This window comes from Chitinophaga sp., assembly GCF_019236475.1.
GTDB lineage: Bacteria > Bacteroidota > Bacteroidia > Chitinophagales > Chitinophagaceae > Chitinophaga.
This window is the reverse complement of the sequence record NZ_JAFAIX010000003.1, coordinates 1-22,059: the sequence shown is the minus strand read 5'-3', so window position 1 is coordinate 22,059 and position 22,059 is coordinate 1. Positions and strand designations below refer to the sequence as shown.

The following is a 22,059-nucleotide window of genomic DNA, read 5'->3' as shown; positions in this document are numbered from 1 at the left end:
CAGTATCCATTGTATTGTTTTTGTTAATGCGCCGCAAACGTAGAGCAGTTCGCTGGATAATGTCGTTAGGATTGAAACAGAAATTCATTAGAAAGTTATTGGAAGAATTTTTCTTGTAATGGTGTATTGACGAGTTAGGTTCTTTCAGATGTTGGGGTACCATTCATCCGTTTAAAAAAAAATGGCCGCTTCAACTTCTTGAAGCGGCCATTTTTAAAAAGGAAGTCTTACTTATTTTATCACCTTGACTTCATCATGTTTCTCTTTATTTGCTATGTTGACAACATACATTCCTGGTAATAATCCTCCTAGGTCATGCAGTTGTATAACGTTTGCTCCCTTGTTTACATTGGTCACAAGTCGTCGTACCAGATTGCCTCGTAGATCATACAATCGTACCACTACCGGACCTTCTACAGTGGATTGGTAGTTGATGTTGATGCGGTCTGTAAACGGACTGGTAGCAGTAATGGTATTGTTGTTAGCAATTGCTGCTAGAGTAGCAGTACCATTGCTGATTTTAATACTGTAATCTTCCACTTCTCCTTGATAGGTATCCACGCCACATGGTACCATATTCTGGCCATATCCCATGCGTACGCGCATCATTGTGGTACCAGTAATGGCATTGGCAGGTACGGTGATGCTTTGTGTGAAAGGACCTGCACCACGTTTAACATATACTTTTTCGGTGGTATCATTGAAACGTTTGTCGCCGTTCCAATCTATCCACACTGCCACGGAGATGTCTGGCCAGTATTCTATGCCGAGATTCACTGTAAGGGTATACGCCTGACCTTTGGTAACATTGGCCGTAAGTGCGGTGAAGTCGCTGTAACTAGTCCATCCAGATGAATTATCGAGGTTAGCCAAACGAACCCTAGTAATGCTGTTATAGTTGAGCAAGGTGCTGGCCGTGCAATAGTTCGAAGGCACTACTGTCGTATCAGAAGGCAAGGTTTGCTGACCAGCCTTGATGGCCGTTGACGGCTTCGTATTATAGGCATAGTCTATCAGCGTATATCCGGTACCGTTTGGTTGTACTTTGAATCTGAACCAACCGTAGTAGGTATCGCCTAGACTGGTGAAGTTGAAACCAGCGTAGCCTGTTTGGCCGTTCCATGGAGTATAGGTGGAGGTACTGAGCATATGTTCATTTGGATATGCCCCACCCGCTACAAAGCTGGAAGTATCGCTGATATTGGTATTGAGTGGCAGGAGGGATATGTTTTTAGTACTTGGCACACATACCATCGGCTTAGAGTAGGTTTCGAGTCGCAGTCTGGCGCTGTCTATCCAGAGGCCATAAGCCGCGTCGTTGTTATTATCAACGAGGAAATAATACCAATTGTTGCTAGCATTCACGGTAAATGCAGTCGTGTCTACCTTAATATACTTAATCGTGTATGGATCTCTGAAACTGATAGCCAGTTGTTGTGAAGCCGTATCTGGTCTGGCGCTGAATGCTGCTGCCAAGAAATTGATAGTAATATTTGTATTATTGGCTACTGCATTATTGGCTGCCTTTCCTGTGAAAGTAAGGCGGGCTGTGGAATTGCTGAGCGCAGTGATTTTCACGCTTAATCCTGCTGGTAATGAACTGACGTTGTATTGCGAATTGCTGAAATCTCCTGAACTGATTGCAAATGTATTTCCTAGTAAATCAATATTCACCGTATCACTGATACTTCCATCGTTGGCTAATGCCTCGCGAACAGTTGTTTTGGAGAGAATAGGCAATGTACCTCCAGGATCGCCGGCCTTGATGCTGCCATAAGGTGTTTGGCTATAGGCGTAATCTTTCAGCGTAAGCGTGCTACCATCAGCGGATACATTCATGCGTATCCAGCCGTAGCGGGGTTTCCCGTTGATGGTGAACTGTATACCAGCATAGGCGGTTTGGCCAGCCCATTTGGTAAAGGAAGTGGTCCAGATGTTATGTTCATTTGGATAGGCGCCTCCTGGCACAAACCCTGATGTCGTTGAAATCACCGTATTGACAGGCAATGGCGAAATATTGAGGGAACCGCTATCGCATACTGCATATTTCTGATAGGTTTCCAGGCGCAGTTTTCCGCCATCGTACCATCCGCCATATGAGGCGTCGCCGGTGTTATTGAAAGTAAAATAGTTCCATGTATTAGCTGCATTGATGACCGTATTGGACAGGCTGCCAAATATTATTTTGTATGGGTCGATGAAATGTATGCCCAGCAAAAGATTTGCGCGATTCAATATACCTGTACCTCCTTGGATCGCCGCACTGAGGAAGGTAAGCCGTACACTGTCGGTACTATTAACCGCATTATTCTGCGTAGCATTTCCGCTGAATGATAGTACAGCAGTAGAATCATTTACCAGTTGGATAACCGTGCTGAGGCCAGTTGGCAGGTTCTGTATGCTGAAGTGCGTACCCTGTACCATATTGCCGCTGCTCATGGTGAATTTAGCACCTCCAGCTAGGCGGAGTGTATCCATCAGCGTTATACTACCGTTATTGGTATCACTTTCCAGGAAGGTAACATAGGTTGGAATGATGCGTTTGATAGAATCAGGGATCAGCGTAGCCGTAAGATTGGTGTTGCTCCATAGGTTGCTGCGAGACGCCACAGTACTGTTCAATGCGGCCATCATGCGGTCTTTCTGACCGAGTGTAAACATTTTCACACAGGAAGAATAATCCATATAGTTTTCAACGTTGGCCACCACGCCGCACCAGTTCGCATTGAGGTTACATCCGCCGTAGTTGGACTGGGTAGGAGGGGTGTCGTCTACATAATCACCTGGCGCATTACAACCGTTTTCGAAGGTATGCCACAGATTGAGGAAGTGGCCTACCTCATGTGTGAGCACGCGCTTCATGTTTGGATAGCCGTTTTCAGAGGAGCCGATACCGGGTGCGCCGAGGTAACGCCAGTTATACACCACACCATCTACATGGGCGGCGGCTACGCCATCGTCTGGAAGGTAAGTCCAGCCGGAATTATTATAGACGCCTTTCTGTTCTACCTCACTCACAATCCATATGTTCAAGTATTTTTCTCCTGGCCAGTAGGAAATACTTTTTACGGCGCTGCCGGAACCATCTGGGGAGCGGCCGTCTAGGTCATTGATATGATAGGTAACGCCCGTGGTAGGGTTGCCATTGGGGTCTATGTCTGCCAGTTTAAAAGTGATGTGCAAGTTGGCGGCAAGACCAATAAAGCGAGGATCGATTTGTGAGTAGTCCTGATTGAGTAGGTTGTAATCCTGATTAAGGATAGCGATGGCAGAGCGTATCTGTTCCATTGTTACCTTATATGGGTTTACAGGATCATTGATGTGAAATACAACCGGTATGGTGTATTGCACGGGTTGGGTTGTTTGTGCGGCGGCCCGCATTTGGCGGGCGTTGGCGATAAATGATCTGGTAAAGGCCTCCATTTTTTCTGCCCTTTTTTTGGCAGCAGGCTGTTTTTTGTACAATTCCAGCATGGCCTTAGAGGCGGTACAGTGGTCCGCCAGGGGAGGCAGTGGAGTGGTTTGCTGCGCCATTGCCTGAAAGGCAATTAAAAGGCATAGCAAGGCCCCTATTATCTTTTTAGATAATTGTGACATAAAATTTGTTTAAGGTTATTACATGAGTGTAGCGATTGGCAGTGATGGACTGCCAGCAAAAAGGTCTACAGGATTTCTATTTCATAACTCTGATTTTGTGTTGATGATAGCTATTATCTGGGTGATGGAAAATGATCTATTAGTCTTGATTTTGGTATTTGCTCTCGTTTGGTCGAATAGGGCCGGGTATTAAACAACTGGCATCTGTATAGGAAATGCTGTTGGTCTACGTCTGCTCAATGGTCTCTACATATATAATAAACGAATTTAGCATACAACTTAAAAAGGCGGTAGGCTAATTTTGATTACTTATATGCGGATATTAACCTTCTACTATACTTTAATAAATCGTAGAAAAATTACGATACACTTCCTTCTTTCTGGCGTAATTATTGCTTAAAGCCGTACCAATAGTATCAGAGAATGCCAACTGAATAAACCATATCGTACAACACTATGTTTGGCGTCCTGTATTTTAAGTGATTCTGTGGAATCCATTGATTGTCCTAAACTCTATCGCCTGTAACCATTCACATTCATAATGAAAGAAACTATGCTATCTAAGCCGTGGTCGTGTCTGTATGGTATTAATTGTGAATGGATTTAGCATTCTTGTATCGTTACATCCCCTTTGTTGAAATCAGATTAAAAATGCATGGAAGAACCTTCAACCAGTTTTTACTATGTGATCTGAAAAGACCATCATATAAACCATAGATGTGCTCATGGATATTGAGCATGCTGTAACCAGATTAATCTGTCGCCAATGGTAAACAGAGGAAAACCTATTCGAATTAGGCTGTGGAACTTTCTATTTTTATTATTTCCAGGCCTGAATGCTTATGGCCAGTCAAAAACGCTCAAAATAAGCGTTACCGACTCTCAACAGCAGGGTGTCAATGCCAATATTATAGCGGGGGCAGCAACAGCCGTTACCGATGCAACAGGCGCCGCCCAACTTCATCTGGCACCAGGACAGTGGCGGATTACAATTAGTGCGGTTGGTTATTCCAGTAGTACGCAGCATATCCTATTGCATAGTGATACCAGCATTTCGTTTATACTGCAGAAAAGTATAAAACAACTTAAGTCCATTACCATTGAGGCCGACCGCCTATTGCAGCTCAACCAGATGAGTTCCCATCAATTGGGTATTGAGGAGATAAAGAAATTACCTCCACTGCTTGGGGAAATTGATCCACTAAGATCTATCACCTTACTACCAGGTATTAAAAATGCCGGAGATGCCGGCGGTGGGATCTATGTACGTGGTGGTGGCCCCGATGAGAACCTGGTATTGATGGATGGAATTCCAGTGTATAACCCTAGCCATCTATTAGGTGCCTTCAGTATTTTCAATGGAGATGCTGTTAAAAATATATCCGTCATTAAGGGGGGAATGCCAGCAGAATATGGTGGGCGATTGAGTAGTGTGATTTCCGTTGCCACTAGGGAGGGCAATAAAGATTCCCTGAAACTTAATGGTAGTCTAGGTTTGATTTCCTCGCGACTTACCGTAGAGGGCCCTATATCCAAAGGGAAATCTTCCTTTATTATAAGTGCCCGCCATACCTATATAGATCAGATCGCCAGGTGGATTGCACCGGATTCCATGCGCAATAATGGGTATTATTTCTATGATGTGAATGCGAAAATGAATTTTGAGTTAAATGCTGCTAATAGTATTTCCTTGACTTTCTACACTGGTAAAGACAATTTCAACTACGATAAGAAAGAATCTATTAGTAGGTATCGTCATTTTAAAGCGAATTGGGGTAATACGCTTGCTGGTGCTACCTGGAAATCGCAAGTCAGCAAAAAGATTCAGCAGGATTTATCGTTGTTCCGCAACTCTTTTGAGCTTGGTAGTAGCATTACCTATAATACAGATGGAATGATGTTTTCATCAGGTCTTTCAGACTACCAAGTGAAAAATGATTGGATGTATATCCCATTCAACAATTTTAAATTAAAAGCTGGTTGGCAAGGTATCTGGCATCAATTCCAACCAGGTGCAGGGAGTACGCGGGCGGGGCAGCAGGAATTTATATCAAATATCCAAAAACAGTATGGCAGGGAGGCTGCTGCTTACCTTAGCGCAGACTGGGATATCACTAAACAATTGAACATCCTTGGAGGGTTACGGGTAAGCTATTTTGATATGGTAGGCCCTAGGAAGGTGGTTGAATATGGAAAAGATGGTGTGCCTACTGGCAAGGTAATTAAATATGGCAATGGCACGCGGATAGCCAAGTATATGTATCCTGAACCACGTCTGGCCATGCGATACCTGTTGAACAATGAAACAAGTATCAAATTTTCGTATACCCGTACGGTGCAGTACTTACATCTGGCCACCACCAGTGCAGCCACTTTCCCGAGTGATCTATGGATTCCTGTTAGTCGATTGATAAAACCAGGAATAGCAGATCAGCTAGCAGCCGGATTCTTCAAAGAGTTCTCCAAAGGGTACGAATTCAGTGCAGAAGCCTACTACAAGAAAATGGACAACGTACTTGAATTTATGCCTGGCGCCAAACTGTTTTTGAATCAGAACCTAGAAAGTGAAATGATTTTTGGTACAGGAAAGGCATATGGATTGGAGTTACTTATTAAGAAAAAAATAGGAGCACTCACTGGCTGGATTGGTTATACGCTTAGTCGTACAGAACGGACTTTCGAAGCACTCAATGGAGGCAAACCCTTTCCCTATCGATATGACCGCGTGCATGATCTAAGTATAGTGGCCAATTATCAATTGTCGAAGAAATGGATGTTCTCCGGGTTATTTGTATTCAACACGGGGAATGCACTCACCATGCCTAATGGGCGATTTGTGTATAATCTGGGATATAATTTTAACAATAATTCACCCGTATTCACCAATATTGATCGATACGGCAACATCAATGATTATCGTATGCCGGCTTATCACCGACTAGACCTCTCCTGTACTTTTACGCCAAATCCTGAAAGCACGCGGCGCTTTAAAAGTAACTGGGTGTTTAGTGTATATAATGTATACAATCGTAGTAATCCTTACTTTATTTATATAGATGTGGATGAAAAAAAGCAAACCTTACAAGGTAAACAAGTTATACTATTTCCTATCCTGCCAAGTGTTTCATGGAATTTTAATTTCTGATGTATGAAAAAATCAAATAACGGTTATATCATTTTATTACTGCTATTTCTCTGTTGTGCTTGCGAAAAAAATATAGATCTTCAATTGGATAAGAGTCCTCCAATGCTGGTGGTGGAAGCGTATATCAATAACAGCCTTTGTACCTACAATTATGTGATCATTGGAAAAACTGTCAACTTCAATGAATCGCAATTTGCTAATACCGCTGTGGAAAAGGCAACGGTAACGATTACAGAAGGTATTTTAGATAAAGGAAAAGGGTATCAATGGGATGCTAGCAGTAAAGTAACGATGAAGGAAGGCAAAATACCATTCATGAATTCCATAAATATTCCGGGAGTCTATTTTGATCCCAGACTTGTCACGGATTCCACTCATGCATTATTGGGTACACCAGGAAAATCTTACTTACTGGAAATTGAAGCAGAAGGCAAGAAATACACAGCTATCACCACTTTGCCGATTCCAGTACCTATTGATAGTCTTACCAATACCACCCCATTTAAAGACGCTTCTGGTACTGTTCGCGTCCGACTAACGGTCCATTATACAGACCCGGACACACTTGGTAATGCGCAGATTTATTACTGGGGAAATCGTTACACCAAGAATACATTTGGATGGGGGGCGCTGAATACGGATAGGTATATCCCAAATACAGATGAACTGGTGAATGGGCAGGCCATACATATTACGCATTCAGCGGCCATGCTGGTAGGGGACACTGCTGTTTATTACCTTGTTAGTGTAGAACGGCCGGTCTATAATTTCTGGGATAGTTATAATAAAGCGAGAGCCAATGGTGGTCCATTTTCGACGCCTGTTGTGCTAAAGAGTAATATCCAGGGAAATAATGTAGTAGGGTGTTTTAGTGGTTTTGCGGTGAGCACGATGAAACATGTGATGAAGTAGAGACACGTAGTACGCTGGCCAATATTAGCCATTTGTTGCTGCGAATAAGTGCTTGCAATGCATATAACAAAGCCGGGAAGTATCTCCCCGGCTTTGTTATATGCATTGCCTTTATGCGTTTTGCATTGCTAAACGTATGAAGGCAACATAGGTAAGTATTGTGGCTTTGCTTATTTCCTGATCATAGGCAGGTATTTCTCCTTATTGTCCACCATTGTCCAGAGAATGATGGCGATCAGGATAATTACCAGTGGCAGACCTGATGGAGCGGTGCTGATATTGGCCAGCAAGATGCCCACTAGAATAGGTAAAAGTACAATTGCACCAAGCGCCCTAGTTCTAGTTGGAATCAATAATATTCCGCCAATTAGCTCGATTGATCCTACCAGCGGCATCAACCAACCTATTTCCATAAATGCTTTCCCTGCTTTCACCATTTTCTCCGGCATATTTGCGGGTATGGGCATGTAATGAAAGAATTTATCCAAGCCTGCATTAATAAACATAAGCCCAGTCAATAGGCATAAGACAAAAAGAATCTTGTTTTTCATAGTTATTTAATTAATTGGGAAACTAATTGGTTGCAAATGTATGCACAACCGATTGGTTGCGCAAATTTTTGTAAGAATTTTTTTTGAGTCTCGATTTTGTGGAAAGGGTTGGGTGATGAAATATTCGCGGGCAGAAATTTTAATGATGGACGCATTGGTTAAAGGTACAGTGTATCAGGATGGCTTTATAAGGCCCCAATATTGATCTTTTACGGGATTTAAAGTATATTTATAGACCGGTATCATATACGGCCGCTTATGAGTATTAATTTGTCGCCCGGTCATTATTTTGGAAAGGAGCAACAGTTTAACGAAAATGCTTTTTTCAAGTTAAATATCACGGCTTACCAGCCGAATATGATTATTCATGACCACTATCACGAAAATGCTTATCTGAGTTTATTGATTAGCGGTAGCTATCGCGAAGTGGGCCACCATACTGAAAAAATAATTCAGCCGGGAGAAGTGCTCTTTAGGCCCGCAGGGTATTCACATGCCAATCATTTCCATGAAGCCCCTGGCCGATGCTTGAACATTGAGTTTAAACAACAAGCGCTGGAAGCAGTCATGATGGATGGCTGTCTCCCTAAAACACTGGTGAAATATAATACTGGCACTTTTAATTACCTCTATCAGCTCTTGTATGCTTTTCTGCAAGATCCTTCCACCTCCATTTCTGAAGAATACATTTTGAGTTGGTTATCTGAAGCGGCGGAAGTGAAAATGCCCACCCGTATGCCGTGGTTCTCGCAGGCAAAGATGATCCTGGAGAATGAGTTTGATACCCATCATACGATTAAATCCATTGCAGAAAGGGTTTATGTTCATCCCATCTACCTGGCACGTGCTTTCAAAGAAAGAGAAGGGATGACAATAGGGAAGTACCAGTTGGAAATGAGGATTAGGCGGGCGGTGCAACTGCTTTTCAGTACACAATTACCAATAGCGGATATTGCATTTACGGCGGGTTTCTCGGATAGTGCCCACCTGGTAAGGATTTTCAGGTCCTATTACCAATGCTCTCCCCATCAATTCCGGCGATGGCTGAATAGTTAATCTGATACAATTTTTATAACGGGGCATACCGTTACTTTGTAGAAAAGATGCGCCGAGTTCTTGCTTTTATATACTTTCTATCACCTATACTGCTTTACGGACAGCAAAAGCTGGACTATCAGTTGCATGTAAATGTAGATCCAGCAAAGAAGACCTTTGCCGTGCAGGGTAGTATGTCTTTTGAAACCGATAAATCAATGGCTGATTCAGTCACGGTTGTTATCAATAAAGGCACAGGGAAGACACCGTTACAACTCCAGGGCACCCGCGCTAGTATGGACACCAGTCTGAATGCCTCCGGGGATGTTGTTTACCATTGGCGATTTAAACCCTCCTTGCCTGTAGGTACCACTTTACATTTTACTTTCGCATATGATCGGGGAGATGCCCCTGCTTTTCAATTTTACATGGATAGTAGTTTTTGTATGGCGGGCGGGTATGGGGCTCCATGGTATCCACAGGTAATGTCGCATACAGATAACGGCAATGATTATACGCGCGGAACGGGTACACTTTGGGTAACCACACCGCTGCCAATGACTGCGGTCATGGCCGCCAGTACCGTTAAAGCGTCCACAGTTGGAGCTACACATACCTTTGAATTTCATTATGCACAACCAGATATATTTTCCCTGTATTTAGGCAAATATACTCGGCAGACATACCAGGGGCGGTTTCCATTCTATACCTACAGTCTGAGTAAAGAAGTGAACGGCGATGATATTTCCCGCAAAGCTGCCGCAGTATTGGATTACCTGGTATCCGAATTCGGACCACTTTCTATTCCCAATTTCTCCATTATTGAATTTCCGGATGTGGTATCTGAACTGACCGGTATTGGCGGCGCCAGTATACAGGGTGGGGTAGTGATGCCTACTGCGGCACTTCGGGAGTTTAACTACGCCCTCTTTGGCCACGAGATCGGGCATCAGTGGTGGGGGAATAAGGTGCTGTCCAAAGGCCCTGCGGGAGCGGACATGCTGTCCGAAGGTATGGCGCAGTATGGCTCTTTACAAGTAGTGGAACATTTTGATAGTTTGCATGCAATCGACTATCGGAAGACGGGATATCCTGGGTATCTCCGGGATCAAAGTGGACTGGGGTATCTCAAAAATGCAGCCGCTGGAAATGATGAGCCATTGGTATCCCTCACGGGTAGTAATGGTCATATCCTCGGCGACAGCAAAGGGTTTCTGGCATTGGAATTATTATCTAATATCGTTGGTAAGGATAAGTTTCATAAAGCCTTGCAAAAGATAACAGCACAGTACAGCCAGGATGGACTTTCTTGGAAAAGCTTTTTGGAAGAAATTTCCATTGCCAATGGGAGTAGTCTGCAATGGTTTTACCAGCAATGGTTTGAGCGCACAGGAGCGCCTGCATGGGAAAGCAACTGGCAGCAGCAACAAAAAATGTTTGCCATTACCGTACTCCAAAAAGATAGTATTTATCAATTGCCACTAGACGTGCTGGTTACTTATCAGAATGGAACCACGTCTCTGCAACATATCAAAATTCACGAACGTAAAACGCAATTACAATTGCCAGTAACAAGTACAGTGGCTAAAGTGGAGATAGACCCTTATTTTAAGGTGCTTCATTGGGATGAGGCATTAACTCCCAATGCTAGGGCGCAAGCGAAAGTAGTGAAGGTGTTGAATTTGCGCATACAGCAAAAGCCAGATGAAGCGGCGGCATTGGCGAAATCCTATATTGATGAAGGGATTACGGAGGATAATTACGGTGTGGAATTTACCTTGTATTATCACCTAGGTCGGATTGCGGCAGCTCAAAATAAACGGGAAGAAGCGCTGGGATATTATCAGCAAGCATTACAATGTCCATCGCGTGCACAAGACTTGTTAGCGTATACCTATTACCGGATTGCGCAACTTGCAGATGCTAAAAAGGATGAAGCATTATTGCAGTGGGCATGTAGGAATGCTATCACAGCAGATGCTGCCAATGGGAAAGCAGATGGGATGGAAGCGAAAGTGCTATTGTTTCGGAAATAGGGGGGAGATAAAATTAGCCGGTTGAATCCAGTGTTGGTTTTCAACCGGCTGTAAACTTTGGTATTTGAAGCATTAATGTTTTGCTCCAGCTTTCTTGATTTTTTGTTCTATTTGTTCGTGGTGTTCATCTAGCATTTTATCTACTTCTTCCCTGGTCATTCCTAATTTGGACTGTATACGGGTATATAAATCTTCTTCCTTACCTGCAACATATTTCAGGTCTTCATCTTTGAGTTTGGAATACTTTTGTTTCAGTGAAGTTTGCAGTTCACTCCAGGAGTTTTTTAATGTTTGTGTGTTCATAATTGGATGTTTTTATTGTTTGTTATAGAGACGATCTTTTTTCGGGATGCGGTAGGTTATATTTGTCGGAATTCTTGTTTGATCTTACCCGCGGCTTCCTTGAAATGATCGACTGTTGATTTTATATTTTTCAGTTGGAAGGAGAGGTAGATATACAGTAGACCCGCTAGGATAAATGCAGATCCGGATACCGCTATGATACCGATTACGCCAGCCGCTGGATAGTAGATGATGAGGGCGCCTAGTAAAAGCACTATAACACCACCGAAGAGGACCCATCCCCAATTATCCACGCCTAGGTTTTTTAGATCAATAGCAGCCCCCATGATATAGCAGGACCTGAATGTTAGCCAGAACCCAAGAAAATAGGGGAGTGTTACCATTGTTACTATAGGATACATGAGTAGGTAGGAGCCTATTGCTAGGTCTAGTATACCTGATACCAAAATCCATCCCCATCCTCTAAGAATATTGCTATTGGAAATGGAAAAGAATAGCTGGCTAATGCCGGAACCAATCATTACGATGCTGAAGAGTATACTGAGACTTACATAACCATCCAGTGGTTTTGCAAAAATGGCGATACCTGCTGCGATAAATAGCAATCCAGAGATGAGGTACCACCACCAGTTTTTGACGTCAGATCGGAGCGTTTCGATAACGTTGTTCATAGATTTGTTTTTGTGAAGTGATTAAATAGGGGAAAGACGGATTATTCATCGAATGCATCGGCCATTTTTTCGGTTACTTTGTCTAACTTATTTTTAACGGCTTGTTGATGCTTCTTTATTTTCGCTTTAGTTTCATCTGCCACATTTTTCATCTTCTGATCCAGGTTATCTACACGTTCTTGGAGTTTGTCTTTTGTTTGTGCAGCGCGGGTTTTGAATGCCGCTAGCTTTTTTTGCTTTTCATCTTTTAACCGTTCCAGTTTTGCCTGGATAGCGGCTTTGTGTTGTTCATTTGCTGCTTTTAATTCTTTTTCCGCTTCGTCAATTTCGTTGTCTAACTCATCCCATTGTTCTTGGTTGTATTGATCCCATTGATCTGTGATAGGCGTATGTACGGAGGTCCCACCATAGGGTTGTAAATAACTATTGATCATGAACTCGCTATCTTCCTCTACATCCGCTATTAATACAAAAGTTCCTGGGGTGACATGGCTATTCACTTTATGGAGGAAGTCCTCCGAAAAAGCATCTGTATCCATGCCGTCTGCTGCGCCTAGCAGGCCACCGGTAAGCATCCCGATCATCATGCCCACAGGGCCGCCGATGGCGCCAATCGCCGTACCGGCTGCCATTCCTGTGATGGGATAGGCGGTGGTATCGGCCCCTTCTTGGTGGAGGAATTCAAATTGATCGTCATTGGTTTTCCGGATGAGGGCTACATGATAGATAGTTATATCGTGAAGCTGGTCAAGTTCCTTGAGCCGGTTCAGGCCGTTCATGGCATTTTCATGGCCCTGGAACGTGGTTACGACAAGATTTTCCATAACTGAATTTTTCTGGTGATTAAATGATAGTAAATTGGATGGAGTATTCTAAATGGCCTTACGCTCAGCGAAACGAATAGTAACTAACTGGTTAGCACTTTGAGGTATTCTCATCTTACAGCTCCCATTGACAGATAGAACGGAGTGAAGGAGCTGTAATTTTAACTACCTGAAGGTATCTTGTAATCCATACTATATGGTTATCTAATTCTTCAGAATAGTTGGATATTTCTTCAATTAGGGATTTCTATGGAGGAATTCGATTTAACCCGTATTTTTATAGTATATGACGGATGAGCAAATAATAGTGGAATATAGGGTCATGTTTCAAAAATATGCCCAGGATGGTGTTATCGACATCGATAAACGCCTGCGTCATAAATTTAACTTTCAGATCCAGCTACTGGAGGACCTGATCAGGGAGCTCGAAGGGGTGGTTCCGCCCAACAAACAGGCGCAATACTGCATTATTTATGTAAAGAAAGGGGAAGGAGAGAAGTCTGTAGGGAATTTCAGCTTTTCCTTTAAGGGAAATACCTTGCTCATCATCCCTAAAAATGTGATTCATTCCACCCGGTATTGGGATTTGGAATGTTCAGGGTATATCTTGTTGTTTAATAGTGATTTTTTCCTCAACAATGCGTTTCCAAAACATTTGATTGAGAACAAAAATATACTGAAGCGCTCTATCAGGCCTTGGTTGGCGCTGGACCTTAAACAGCAAAAAGCGGTGGATGGCATCATGACCATGATCCATACAGAGAATCAATCCCATCATAAGAATAAAAGTGAACTGATCGCCGTTAAAATTCTGGAGTTGCTCATTCAGTGCGATCGATACTTCATTGACGCCGATGTGCCTGCAGAAGCAGTTGTTTATCATCCTACTATCGAGGCATTTAACAACCTGATAGATCAATATTTTTCGCAGCATCGGTTGGTCGGGTTTTATGCAAACGAGCTGCATATACATCCCAATCACCTGAATTTCCTCGTCAATAAATATAATGGGAAGCGTGCGAAGGAAATGATCGATGATAAAATAATGCAGGAGGCCAAATACCTGTTAAGTTCCACTAAGCTATCTGTTAAAGAATTGGCCTCTCAGTTGGGCTTTGAGAATTCAGGATATTTTTCCTCTTTTTTCCGAAGAAACGCTGGCATATCTCCTCAGGAATACCGGGAATCCATTCTTTGATTTTCAATTGAGATACTTTGTTTTTGCGACTATAATCGGGTATAGAAGGAGCATCTTTAGGTGCTATGATACCGATTGTTATCTTCCGAGAGATTGATGATTTACTCGCCCATGTGCAAGTGGCTGGGCGTACACACAATGGAGATTTTTACAGTTGTAACCTGGCACATGCACGGGGTGAAGGATTTGCACGCACCAGTAAATGTACCAGAACATTATTTTATATCGCTGCCATCATAGAGAATGAGGCATTTGATTTTTCCATCAATAATGCGCCCTATCAGGCTACACGTAGTTGTACCCTTTTCTTTACCTCCCCCTTTCACTTGTTTGATTTTAGTCAAAAAGCTCCGGCCAAAGGTTATTGTTTTTTCTTTACGGAACCGTTCATCCAACAGGCTTATCCGAATGGTCGTTTCCACCAGGATTTTTCCTTTTTCTGGGAAAATGAATGCTTCCATTTTATTAGTAAAGAACAGGCGGATATCCTGCTGCAATTGGGTGAAAGAATCCATGCGGAGTTTGAAAAGAACGGTGCATGGTCTGACAATATCATTGCCGATTATCTACACATCCTCTTGATTGAATCTAAACGGCTCATCACCCCTAAAGGCAGCATCCAGGATCATTCGGCCGATTACCATCTGCTGCAGCAATTTTATAAGTTGATCAAGGGGAGTTACCCAATTATAAAATCGGTGGAGGCGGCGGCTGGTATTTTGTCTGTCACCCCCGCGCGATTATGGCTGGCCACCAAAAGAATTACCGGAGAAACACCATCGGAAATCATTAATAGGAGAGTGTTGACAGAAGCGCAACACCTCTTATTACATTCCACGCTCACTGTTTCTGAAATCAGTTTTTACCTGGATTTTAAGGAAAAGTCGCATTTCACACGTTTCTTTAAAAACCTTACTGGTGTTCCTCCGGTTGATTATATTAAGCAGTTTAAAAAACCGCCAACGGAATAATTTAATTAATACCCCATGCCTTGTTGGGAGTAGCTCCCAGTAAGATTTCCAGCGTACCACCTTTTGCCAGGGTATCATGCGGGAATCGAAAATCATTGAGGGCTTTCCCATTTAGTTTAGCGGATTGAATGTAACAATTGCCTGATTTATTGTTGATCGTTTTGATCACGAATGTTTTTCCTGGATAATAGCTTTGGTCTAGTTGAATGGTGATCTGATCAAAGATAGGGCTGGTGATTTCATAATGCGGATTTATTGCAGCGCCGCCTTCTACGTCAAATAGTCCTATGGCCATTAAAACGCCTAACGCACCTACTTGCCCCTGGTCTTCATCACCATTATAGCCTCCATAGGGAGTGATATCTCCATAGCACTCTTCTTTGATCCTGCGTACCCAATATTGTGTGAGCCATGGTTTTTTGCAATAATTGAAGAGATGTGCCATATGCAAGGATGGTTGGTTTTCATAATCCAGCCAGCCTTCGGCATGGTAGCCATGTGGCACGACAAACCTATTGGGTGCTGCTAGTTCAAACTGTTGTTGCAGTTTTGCTGCAAACTTTTCGTTTCCTCCAATTAGTTGGATCAGGTCGGGGATATTGTGTGGTACGTAGTAAGTGTAGATAGCTGAATTACTTTCGATGAAGCCTCTCGCATTAAAGCCTTTACTGGTGGGGGTAAAGTCTTTCATCCAGGAGCCATCCAGTTCCCGGGGATGCATCCATCCAACGGTACTGTCAAAAACATGGCGGTAGTTGAAAGAGCGACTGAGATAATGTTGATAATCTTCCATCATGCCTTTGCCCTTTGCCAATTGGGCCATGCACCAGTCTTGGTAGGCAAAGTATAAAGTAAGCGCGCAGCCTTCCCGGTGCATATGTTTGCCGTCAATGCCTTCGGGGACGTAACCACTATCGATATAGTGTTGCATATAGGAGTGCGGTTGCAGTTCATATCCCACATGATCGCGGATACCGCCTGGCGAGGCATTTTTAATGCAGCCTTTGTAGGCGGCTTCCACATCAAAGGTCCGGATACCTTTGTTGTAGGCAGCAGCAATCATCGGGACTGCCTGGTCGCCGGACATGACAAAGGTGTAGTTGCCTCCACTAGGGCCTCGAGCGATCATGCCGGCATTTTTGTAGTATTCTACGAGGGTAGAGATCATATCGCTCATCACTTTGGGATAAGCAACGGACCATAGAATATTCAAATTCCATTCGCTGCCCCAGAATGCATCGGAGTTGTGTACGTTGAAGAGTGGCTTCCCTTGTGGATCTGTAGGTATCTGTCGGATAACAGTTTTTGCACCAGTATTATCCGCATATTGACCATTAACATCGCTGTAGATATGGCGGCCCAATAGGCTATGCCAGAGGTCTGTATAGAATTTAATGCGTTGTTTGGCTGTACCGCCTGTCACTTTTATTTTACCAAGTTGATCATCCCATTCGTTGAAGGACTCGTTTACTACTTGATCGAAGTTCCAGTGGGGGAGTTCGGATTGTAGGTTGAGTTTTGCTTGTTCAATGCTGGTGTAGGAAATGGCTACTTTTAGCAAGACTGGCCCTTTAGCTTTGTAAAAGGTAACATAGCCGCCGGCTTCTTTACCGGAAACGGCTGAAATATTGTCCAGGAGGGTGCGTTCGGGGGTATTGGTTATCTTTTTCCAGCCGCCGAATTTTGAGATAGGTTGATTGAATTGTGCGACGAAATATACGGTGAGTGGCTTTTGCCGCCGACTAGTACGTGCCATGACTGCAAGTCCTGATAACTGCGAAGGGCTTTCCATTTGAATAGCCGCGGAATCCATTCGGCCTTGGCCTAGCGTCGCGCCGATGTCAAATAGGATATTGGCGGTATCGGTCTTAGGAAAGGTATATCGGTGAAAGCCTACGCGGCAGGTAGACGTCAGTTCAGCGGTGATACCATAATCCTCCAGGAGTACTTTATGGTAGCCTGGTTTAGCGATTTCCTTGTCATGGGTGAATTTTGATTTCACGGCTTCGAAGCCTAATTGACCTTTCATAGCGCCGGTTGTAGGCATCACGGGGATACCTGAGATTTCCCAGCAGTGTATATGGCTGAAGCAGCGGATATAGGAAGAATCGTATAGATAGCCCGACTTCCAACTGCCAGTAGCCCAGGTATCGGGGCTTAAGCTCACCATGCCAAAAGGGCGGCATGCAGAGGAAAAGAAGAACCAGCGGGAGTTATGGGTATCGATGAAGGGATTCACTTCATCCACGAGTCGTTTGTGTGCCTGTTGACTTTTCGCCGGGAGGGCGAGGAGCGTGAGCAGGAAAACGAGGATTCTTCTATACATAGGTGCTATTGTATTATGCTATCATCAAGATAGAATAAAAATAATACCTGTTTTGGAATGTTTATAGTGTTAATGAAACAAAGGCCGGTTAAAAGCGGAGGTGCTTTTAACCGGCCTTAAAGAATATAACCAGCTATATAATTGATACAATCCTCATCAGATAAGGTTATTACTGAGGAGTTATCAAGAATAGGCCATTAAGGAGTTATCTCTATCCCTTCTCCAGCATCGATGGCATCTTGGAATAACAAATCATAGCATTGGGTTTTGACCTTACAGGGGATATTATATTGATTAAAGAATAAATACAATTCCTGTATCTCGTTTAAATTCGTTGTTTTACCAAAAATTCTATACTCAGGGCTGTTTTTAGTCTTATTAATTATTTGGACCAAAATCATCCTTTTGCTATGACTATATGTGGCGCCAATAGCAAATATATGTAGTTCACCGTTTTTAATGTGCTGATTTCCTAGGCTTGATATATAATAAACTCCTTTTGTATCCTTTATAGTTTTGTATATAGAATGTGGTAAATAACCTTCATTCCATAAGAAATTATTTACATATTCACTCAGAGCAACTGAGCCCTTTTGAGCAGAGAGACTCGGAGTAAATAAAAATAGGAAAAGGCAAACTAATATCCATCTGGTATTTTTCATTAATTATTATCTTTTGATTCAGTATTGTTTTCTTTTTCTTTTTCCATTTCCTTTTGTTTTTTGTTCTGTTCCTCTATCTCCTTAAAATGAGAAGCTTCGTTTGCTTCTGGCGTTTTTTCCGGTGTTTTTGCCTCGGGTCTAAATACTTGCGACTTGGGGTCATAAGCATGGGTCCCTTCATGAGTTGCAGTTGCCCCAATAATATCATCTATTGAGAAATTTACATAATCAACTATGTATCCATCTCTGGTGAATTTTATCTGTTTCTCCTTTATTGCTGCTATGGTTTTTGTAAAAATGGTAATCTTTGATTTTTTTAATACTTTATCTGCAAGAGTAGGTTCTGTATAGCCCATTAATATCTTAGCTCCATCACTTTTTACAGTTTCTATCTTTTTGGTGGTTATATTGTAATAACCTTGATTCTCAGTGTTTATATATAATTCTATGTTGTGATTTGCACGAATTAACTGTTTTACTACTTCGGTACCTACTTTAGTTTTAGTCATCAGGTTGACTATTTTTTTTATATCATCCGTAACGAAGTCTGTGAATTGAATATTACCTTTCGCATCTAAAATTACGGCGGTCTTACCTTTAGGATCTGTAATTACACGGCCATCTGGGTCCATAAACTGAATGGGATTATTATTTACAAACGTGTATGGACTTAAGGCACTGTATTTTTTATAAAGTGGATCGACACTTATCCATCTGGCTATTAATGGGTCATAGCCTCTTGCACCAAAATCAACCTGTTTCCCTGCACCCTTTACCTCGTTATCATTCTCCTTACCATTAAACCCATATCTATAACTACCAGCACTAAATGATCTGCCATTCAATCCCATACCAAACGGTGCGTAATCCTGGACAGATACAATCCTTGGTATAAAGTAAGCAATTGTGCTGTCGTTGGATGTTATGGAAAGCTTATCATCCCCAACTGTTGCGAGTATGTTACCAAGATGGTTGGATAATTCGAAGAACTTATAACCACGTTGGAAGTTACTGAAATATCCTGAACCTAAACCTAATAGGGGGTAACTATTTACGGTATCCGGAGCCGCCATATTGGTGACCCAGTTATTGATGCCTAATCTGCTACTACCATACAAATGTGTTTCTGTTTGGCTCATTTGACCCTGGTTGATTTTGGGATCTCCTGTTTTGTAAATACTCATTACATTACCACTGGCATCACGTACATATCTAGTTTCAATGTCGCCTACAATTTTGCTGATTCGATTACCAGCCACATCATAGATATATCTGATTTTTGAATCATCTTCTTTTACAATTTCAGCAATCTTACCATAAACATTCCATTTGATAATTTTAACCTTACCGGCTGTGTCGTTGATCATGTTACCACTGGCATCGTAATGATAGTTACCTGCTGCTTGATTATCAATATCAGTATCATAATAACTACTATCTACAGCATCAGAGATGTATTCCAGTTTGTTGGTACCAGGGATATAGTGATAAGTCATTTTGTCCATTGCCAGATTTTTTCCGGCCCAGGTCTTGTTACCGTTACGGTTATAACGCAGGATGTTACCATTAGGATCATAAGCAATAGATTCTGCGAAGTCATTGACAGCTATTGGTGTCCACTTGTTACTAGCTGTATCCAGTCCTATGAAGGTATTCATTGCCTTGATGCGGTTGAGTGCATCGTAGGTGTAGCTATAGAGTAATGGCTCTCCCACCTTAGGTAGGTTAACTCCCATTGCAGCAATGTTGCCATTGTACAGTGGACGATTAACATTAACTACAGAAATAGCAGCGATACCACTAATGTTCGAATAGTCGTTATTGTTATAATGGAGACTATAACTATAGGCATCTTTGGCTGTTTCTCCAGATGGCTTACCATCTTCACCCATATCCTTATCGGTACCAAGGGAAGAACTATTTACTCCTTTTAACCAACCTTGGAGCGTATAGGCGTAATCGATGCCCTGTACTTGTGCTTGTCCTAAGACCTCTCTTGCGAGTGGACCGTGTTTGTAGTATTGGTAAAAGGCATCTTTTTCCCAATAAATACTATCTCTACTGGTCTCCACATTGGTGATTCTGTTTTCTGCATCATAACTGTAACGATGGTAGAATGCGTCTTTTTGTCCTGGCTGGTAGCTGACAAGATTGACTTTCCCACTAACGAGGTCATAGTCGTAGTTGATTTTTTTGAAGGCATTGGCTGTATCTGCAAAACTAGAACGGTAATCCTGTAGTAATGATTTTACATTCCCATGGATGTCATAACTGTAATAAGTGGCTGCTATGTGTTTTCCAGGGAGCGTATCTGCGATGTCATTATACACAGCACTCCAAGCCACACGGTTTCTCACATTATCAGGTACCCAGTAGACCCATTTTGTAAATGGATTAGGGGTATCATAAGTGGTACGGGTAATCTGGGTGCGGCTTACACCTGGAGCAGTTAACCAGCTATTAAGTGTAGCCTGGTTTCTGGAAACGGCATCCGACATCACAGCTATGGTGTTTATCTGACCAACTTCAGTAATTCTACTGATCTCATCATATAATGTATAGCTGTAATTGTTGTCCAGTTGCTGTTGCGCGTTCTGAGAAATGGAGAGTCTACCCAGACGATCATACCAGAAATTAGAGGTACCCGCATCTGGAGATTTTTGCGTCACGATAGTATTTAGGGTATTGTAACGGTAATTTGTTGTCAAACTGTGTAGAGGTACCAGCGTATTACCACTGGCCACTGCAGCTTTTATCTGGTTGATCCAGGCAGTGGATCTGTCTTTAATTACACCCGCAGGAGGAACGGTTTTTACTAAGTTCCCTGCTTGGTCATAATAGTATAAGGTATAGTGATATTCACTGTTGTTATACTGCATGGCCAGTTCTTCCTGCATGGCAGCTTCCATCGCCTTACTGGTGTAAGACTGATCGAAGATGTTGAGCACAGAATCCCTGCGATAGTTAAAGATTTCATTTCCTTTAAGATCTGCTAACAGTAAGCTATCAGTACATTTGGTTGGCATCTCTGGTGCTTCGTCAAATACCGGGCTGGTATTACCGCATAACATAGCAGTATAAGTATAATAGCAGGTATCAATACCAGGGCATGATAACGGAGACGCCAGCACGCTGTTAATCCGTTCGCCAATGCCCAAGTCGCTGAAATTCCAACTTCCCAGATAGGTGGCCTTTCCAAGCGTAGTGGTATCGATTACATTCGGATTTAAGGAAGACGCCATATAGCTCATGGAAGCAGGAGCATCGTTACAGCCTGTTTTACCACTGGCACTAGTCAGGATCAACATGGCGTTGTTGCCCGTCATACCCACCGCTGCATAGGTGGCATTTTTACGTTGGATAATATTATTGATGCGTTCATTGGCTGGGAGCTGTATATGGTTAGACCATAATACAGCGTCTGGGTACATCCTGTGCAGCCAAACGTCTCCGTTGGACTGGCCGCTGATGATACTACCATCGCCGGTAGCACCTGCCTGCCAGCTACCGGTAGCACGTCCGGCGGGGGCCTGCATTACCTGGAGGGTAGCATCAGCTTTATCAGCAGTGATATTGATTATACCACCGCTACCGCCAAACTCACCACTTAAAGTATATCCCAGTGGCGTGCTGATGATATCAAAGTTGGTACTGGTGGCAGTTGCTGTTTTATAGGTTAAGGCATCATAGTTTTGACCAGTACTAACCGATTGCCTGATGACAGTAGGATAGAGTCCGGAGACATTAGGCATTACTGCGGCCAGGTACAAGGTGTCGTCTCTCTCCATCAAACCTACGCTACTAATGGCAGCACCGATAGGTTGTTGT

General features: G+C 42.8%; 14 protein-coding genes. 6 read left to right on the top strand and 8 right to left on the bottom strand.

Annotated features, from left to right (window positions below; all coding sequences use genetic code 11):
• Window positions 1–231: 231 nt before the first annotated feature.
• Window positions 232–3,597 carry a M43 family zinc metalloprotease gene (locus JO154_RS02245; RefSeq protein ID WP_291941484.1) on the bottom strand — a complete coding sequence of 1,122 codons (3,366 nt, stop codon included), beginning with the start codon at window positions 3,595–3,597 and terminating at the stop codon, window positions 232–234.
• Window positions 3,598–4,363: 766 nt separating this feature from the next.
• Here JO154_RS02245 and JO154_RS02240 point away from each other — a divergent pair.
• Together JO154_RS02240 and JO154_RS02235 are read left to right on the top strand one after the other, a co-directional pair.
• Window positions 4,364–6,742: a TonB-dependent receptor gene (locus JO154_RS02240; RefSeq protein ID WP_291941483.1), complete on the top strand. Its 2,379-nt coding sequence runs from the start codon at window positions 4,364–4,366 to the stop codon at window positions 6,740–6,742.
• A gap of 3 nt (window positions 6,743–6,745) precedes the next feature.
• A complete protein-coding gene (locus JO154_RS02235; protein ID WP_291941481.1) occupies window positions 6,746–7,654 on the top strand; it encodes a DUF4249 domain-containing protein in 909 nt (302 codons plus the stop codon).
• Between the two features lie 170 nt (window positions 7,655–7,824).
• Here the strand turns inward: JO154_RS02235 and JO154_RS02230 are convergent, their stop codons facing one another.
• Window positions 7,825–8,205: a DoxX family membrane protein gene (locus JO154_RS02230; protein ID WP_291941480.1), complete on the bottom strand. Its 381-nt coding sequence runs from the start codon at window positions 8,203–8,205 to the stop codon at window positions 7,825–7,827.
• A gap of 258 nt (window positions 8,206–8,463) precedes the next feature.
• Here JO154_RS02230 and JO154_RS02225 point away from each other — a divergent pair, with 258 nt between their 5' ends.
• On the top strand, window positions 8,464–9,261 hold the full coding sequence (locus JO154_RS02225) for a helix-turn-helix transcriptional regulator (protein ID WP_291941477.1): 798 nt from the start codon (window positions 8,464–8,466) through the stop codon (window positions 9,259–9,261).
• Between the two features lie 47 nt (window positions 9,262–9,308).
• Window positions 9,309–11,276 carry a M1 family aminopeptidase gene (locus JO154_RS02220; RefSeq protein ID WP_291941476.1) on the top strand — a complete coding sequence of 656 codons (1,968 nt, stop codon included), beginning with the start codon at window positions 9,309–9,311 and terminating at the stop codon, window positions 11,274–11,276.
• A 72-nt stretch (window positions 11,277–11,348) separates the two neighbouring features.
• On the opposite strand, the gene JO154_RS02215 is transcribed toward JO154_RS02220, so the two are convergent.
• The 3 genes from JO154_RS02215 to JO154_RS02205 are packed head-to-tail and all read right to left on the bottom strand — an operon-like array spanning window position 11,349 to window position 13,074.
• Complete coding sequence (locus JO154_RS02215) at window positions 11,349–11,579, bottom strand: general stress protein CsbD (protein ID WP_291941475.1); 231 nt, start codon at window positions 11,577–11,579, stop codon at window positions 11,349–11,351.
• A gap of 56 nt (window positions 11,580–11,635) precedes the next feature.
• Window positions 11,636–12,250 (bottom strand): HdeD family acid-resistance protein, encoded by a 615-nt coding sequence (locus JO154_RS02210; protein WP_291941474.1) that lies wholly within the window; start codon window positions 12,248–12,250, stop codon window positions 11,636–11,638.
• A 41-nt stretch (window positions 12,251–12,291) separates the two neighbouring features.
• On the bottom strand, window positions 12,292–13,074 hold the full coding sequence (locus tag JO154_RS02205; RefSeq protein WP_291941473.1) for a DUF1269 domain-containing protein: 783 nt from the start codon (window positions 13,072–13,074) through the stop codon (window positions 12,292–12,294).
• 322 nt (window positions 13,075–13,396) lie between these two features.
• On the opposite strand from JO154_RS02205, the gene JO154_RS02200 reads away from it, so the two are divergent.
• Together JO154_RS02200 and JO154_RS02195 are read left to right on the top strand one after the other, a co-directional pair.
• Window positions 13,397–14,272 (top strand): AraC family transcriptional regulator, encoded by an 876-nt coding sequence (locus tag JO154_RS02200; protein ID WP_291941472.1) that lies wholly within the window; start codon window positions 13,397–13,399, stop codon window positions 14,270–14,272.
• A 65-nt stretch (window positions 14,273–14,337) separates the two neighbouring features.
• Window positions 14,338–15,243 carry an AraC family transcriptional regulator gene (locus tag JO154_RS02195; protein ID WP_291941470.1) on the top strand — a complete coding sequence of 302 codons (906 nt, stop codon included), beginning with the start codon at window positions 14,338–14,340 and terminating at the stop codon, window positions 15,241–15,243.
• A 1-nt stretch (window position 15,244) separates the two neighbouring features.
• Here JO154_RS02195 and JO154_RS02190 read toward each other — a convergent pair whose 3' ends face one another.
• The 3 genes from JO154_RS02190 to JO154_RS02180 form a co-directional block, all read right to left on the bottom strand.
• The gene (locus JO154_RS02190; protein WP_291941468.1) at window positions 15,245–17,569 is read right to left on the bottom strand and encodes a GH92 family glycosyl hydrolase; all 2,325 of its coding nucleotides are present in this window, start codon (window positions 17,567–17,569) and stop codon (window positions 15,245–15,247) included.
• Between the two features lie 197 nt (window positions 17,570–17,766).
• Window positions 17,767–18,231, bottom strand: a complete 465-nt coding sequence (locus tag JO154_RS02185) for a hypothetical protein (RefSeq protein ID WP_291941466.1) — start codon at window positions 18,229–18,231, stop codon at window positions 17,767–17,769.
• Window positions 18,231–22,059, bottom strand: a 3,829-nt coding sequence (locus JO154_RS02180; RefSeq protein ID WP_291941465.1) for an RHS repeat-associated core domain-containing protein, incomplete at its 5' end; no start/stop codon positions are given. The genes JO154_RS02185 and JO154_RS02180, both read right to left, overlap by 1 nt.

Excerpts from the sequence above, each read along its gene's own strand:
- JO154_RS02245 (WP_291941484.1), bottom strand. The coding sequence starts at position 3,597 with ATGTCACAATTATCTAAAAAGATAATAGGGGCCTTGCTATGCCTTTTA.
- JO154_RS02240 (WP_291941483.1), top strand. The coding sequence starts at position 4,364 with ATGGTAAACAGAGGAAAACCTATTCGAATTAGGCTGTGGAACTTTCTA.
- JO154_RS02235 (WP_291941481.1), top strand. The coding sequence starts at position 6,746 with ATGAAAAAATCAAATAACGGTTATATCATTTTATTACTGCTATTTCTC.
- JO154_RS02230 (WP_291941480.1), bottom strand. The coding sequence starts at position 8,205 with ATGAAAAACAAGATTCTTTTTGTCTTATGCCTATTGACTGGGCTTATG.
- JO154_RS02225 (WP_291941477.1), top strand. The coding sequence starts at position 8,464 with ATGAGTATTAATTTGTCGCCCGGTCATTATTTTGGAAAGGAGCAACAG.
- JO154_RS02220 (WP_291941476.1), top strand. The coding sequence starts at position 9,309 with ATGCGCCGAGTTCTTGCTTTTATATACTTTCTATCACCTATACTGCTT.
- JO154_RS02215 (WP_291941475.1), bottom strand. The coding sequence starts at position 11,579 with ATGAACACACAAACATTAAAAAACTCCTGGAGTGAACTGCAAACTTCA.
- JO154_RS02210 (WP_291941474.1), bottom strand. The coding sequence starts at position 12,250 with ATGAACAACGTTATCGAAACGCTCCGATCTGACGTCAAAAACTGGTGG.
- JO154_RS02205 (WP_291941473.1), bottom strand. The coding sequence starts at position 13,074 with ATGGAAAATCTTGTCGTAACCACGTTCCAGGGCCATGAAAATGCCATG.
- JO154_RS02200 (WP_291941472.1), top strand. The coding sequence starts at position 13,397 with ATGTTTCAAAAATATGCCCAGGATGGTGTTATCGACATCGATAAACGC.
- JO154_RS02195 (WP_291941470.1), top strand. The coding sequence starts at position 14,338 with ATGATACCGATTGTTATCTTCCGAGAGATTGATGATTTACTCGCCCAT.
- JO154_RS02190 (WP_291941468.1), bottom strand. The coding sequence starts at position 17,569 with ATGTATAGAAGAATCCTCGTTTTCCTGCTCACGCTCCTCGCCCTCCCG.
- JO154_RS02185 (WP_291941466.1), bottom strand. The coding sequence starts at position 18,231 with ATGAAAAATACCAGATGGATATTAGTTTGCCTTTTCCTATTTTTATTT.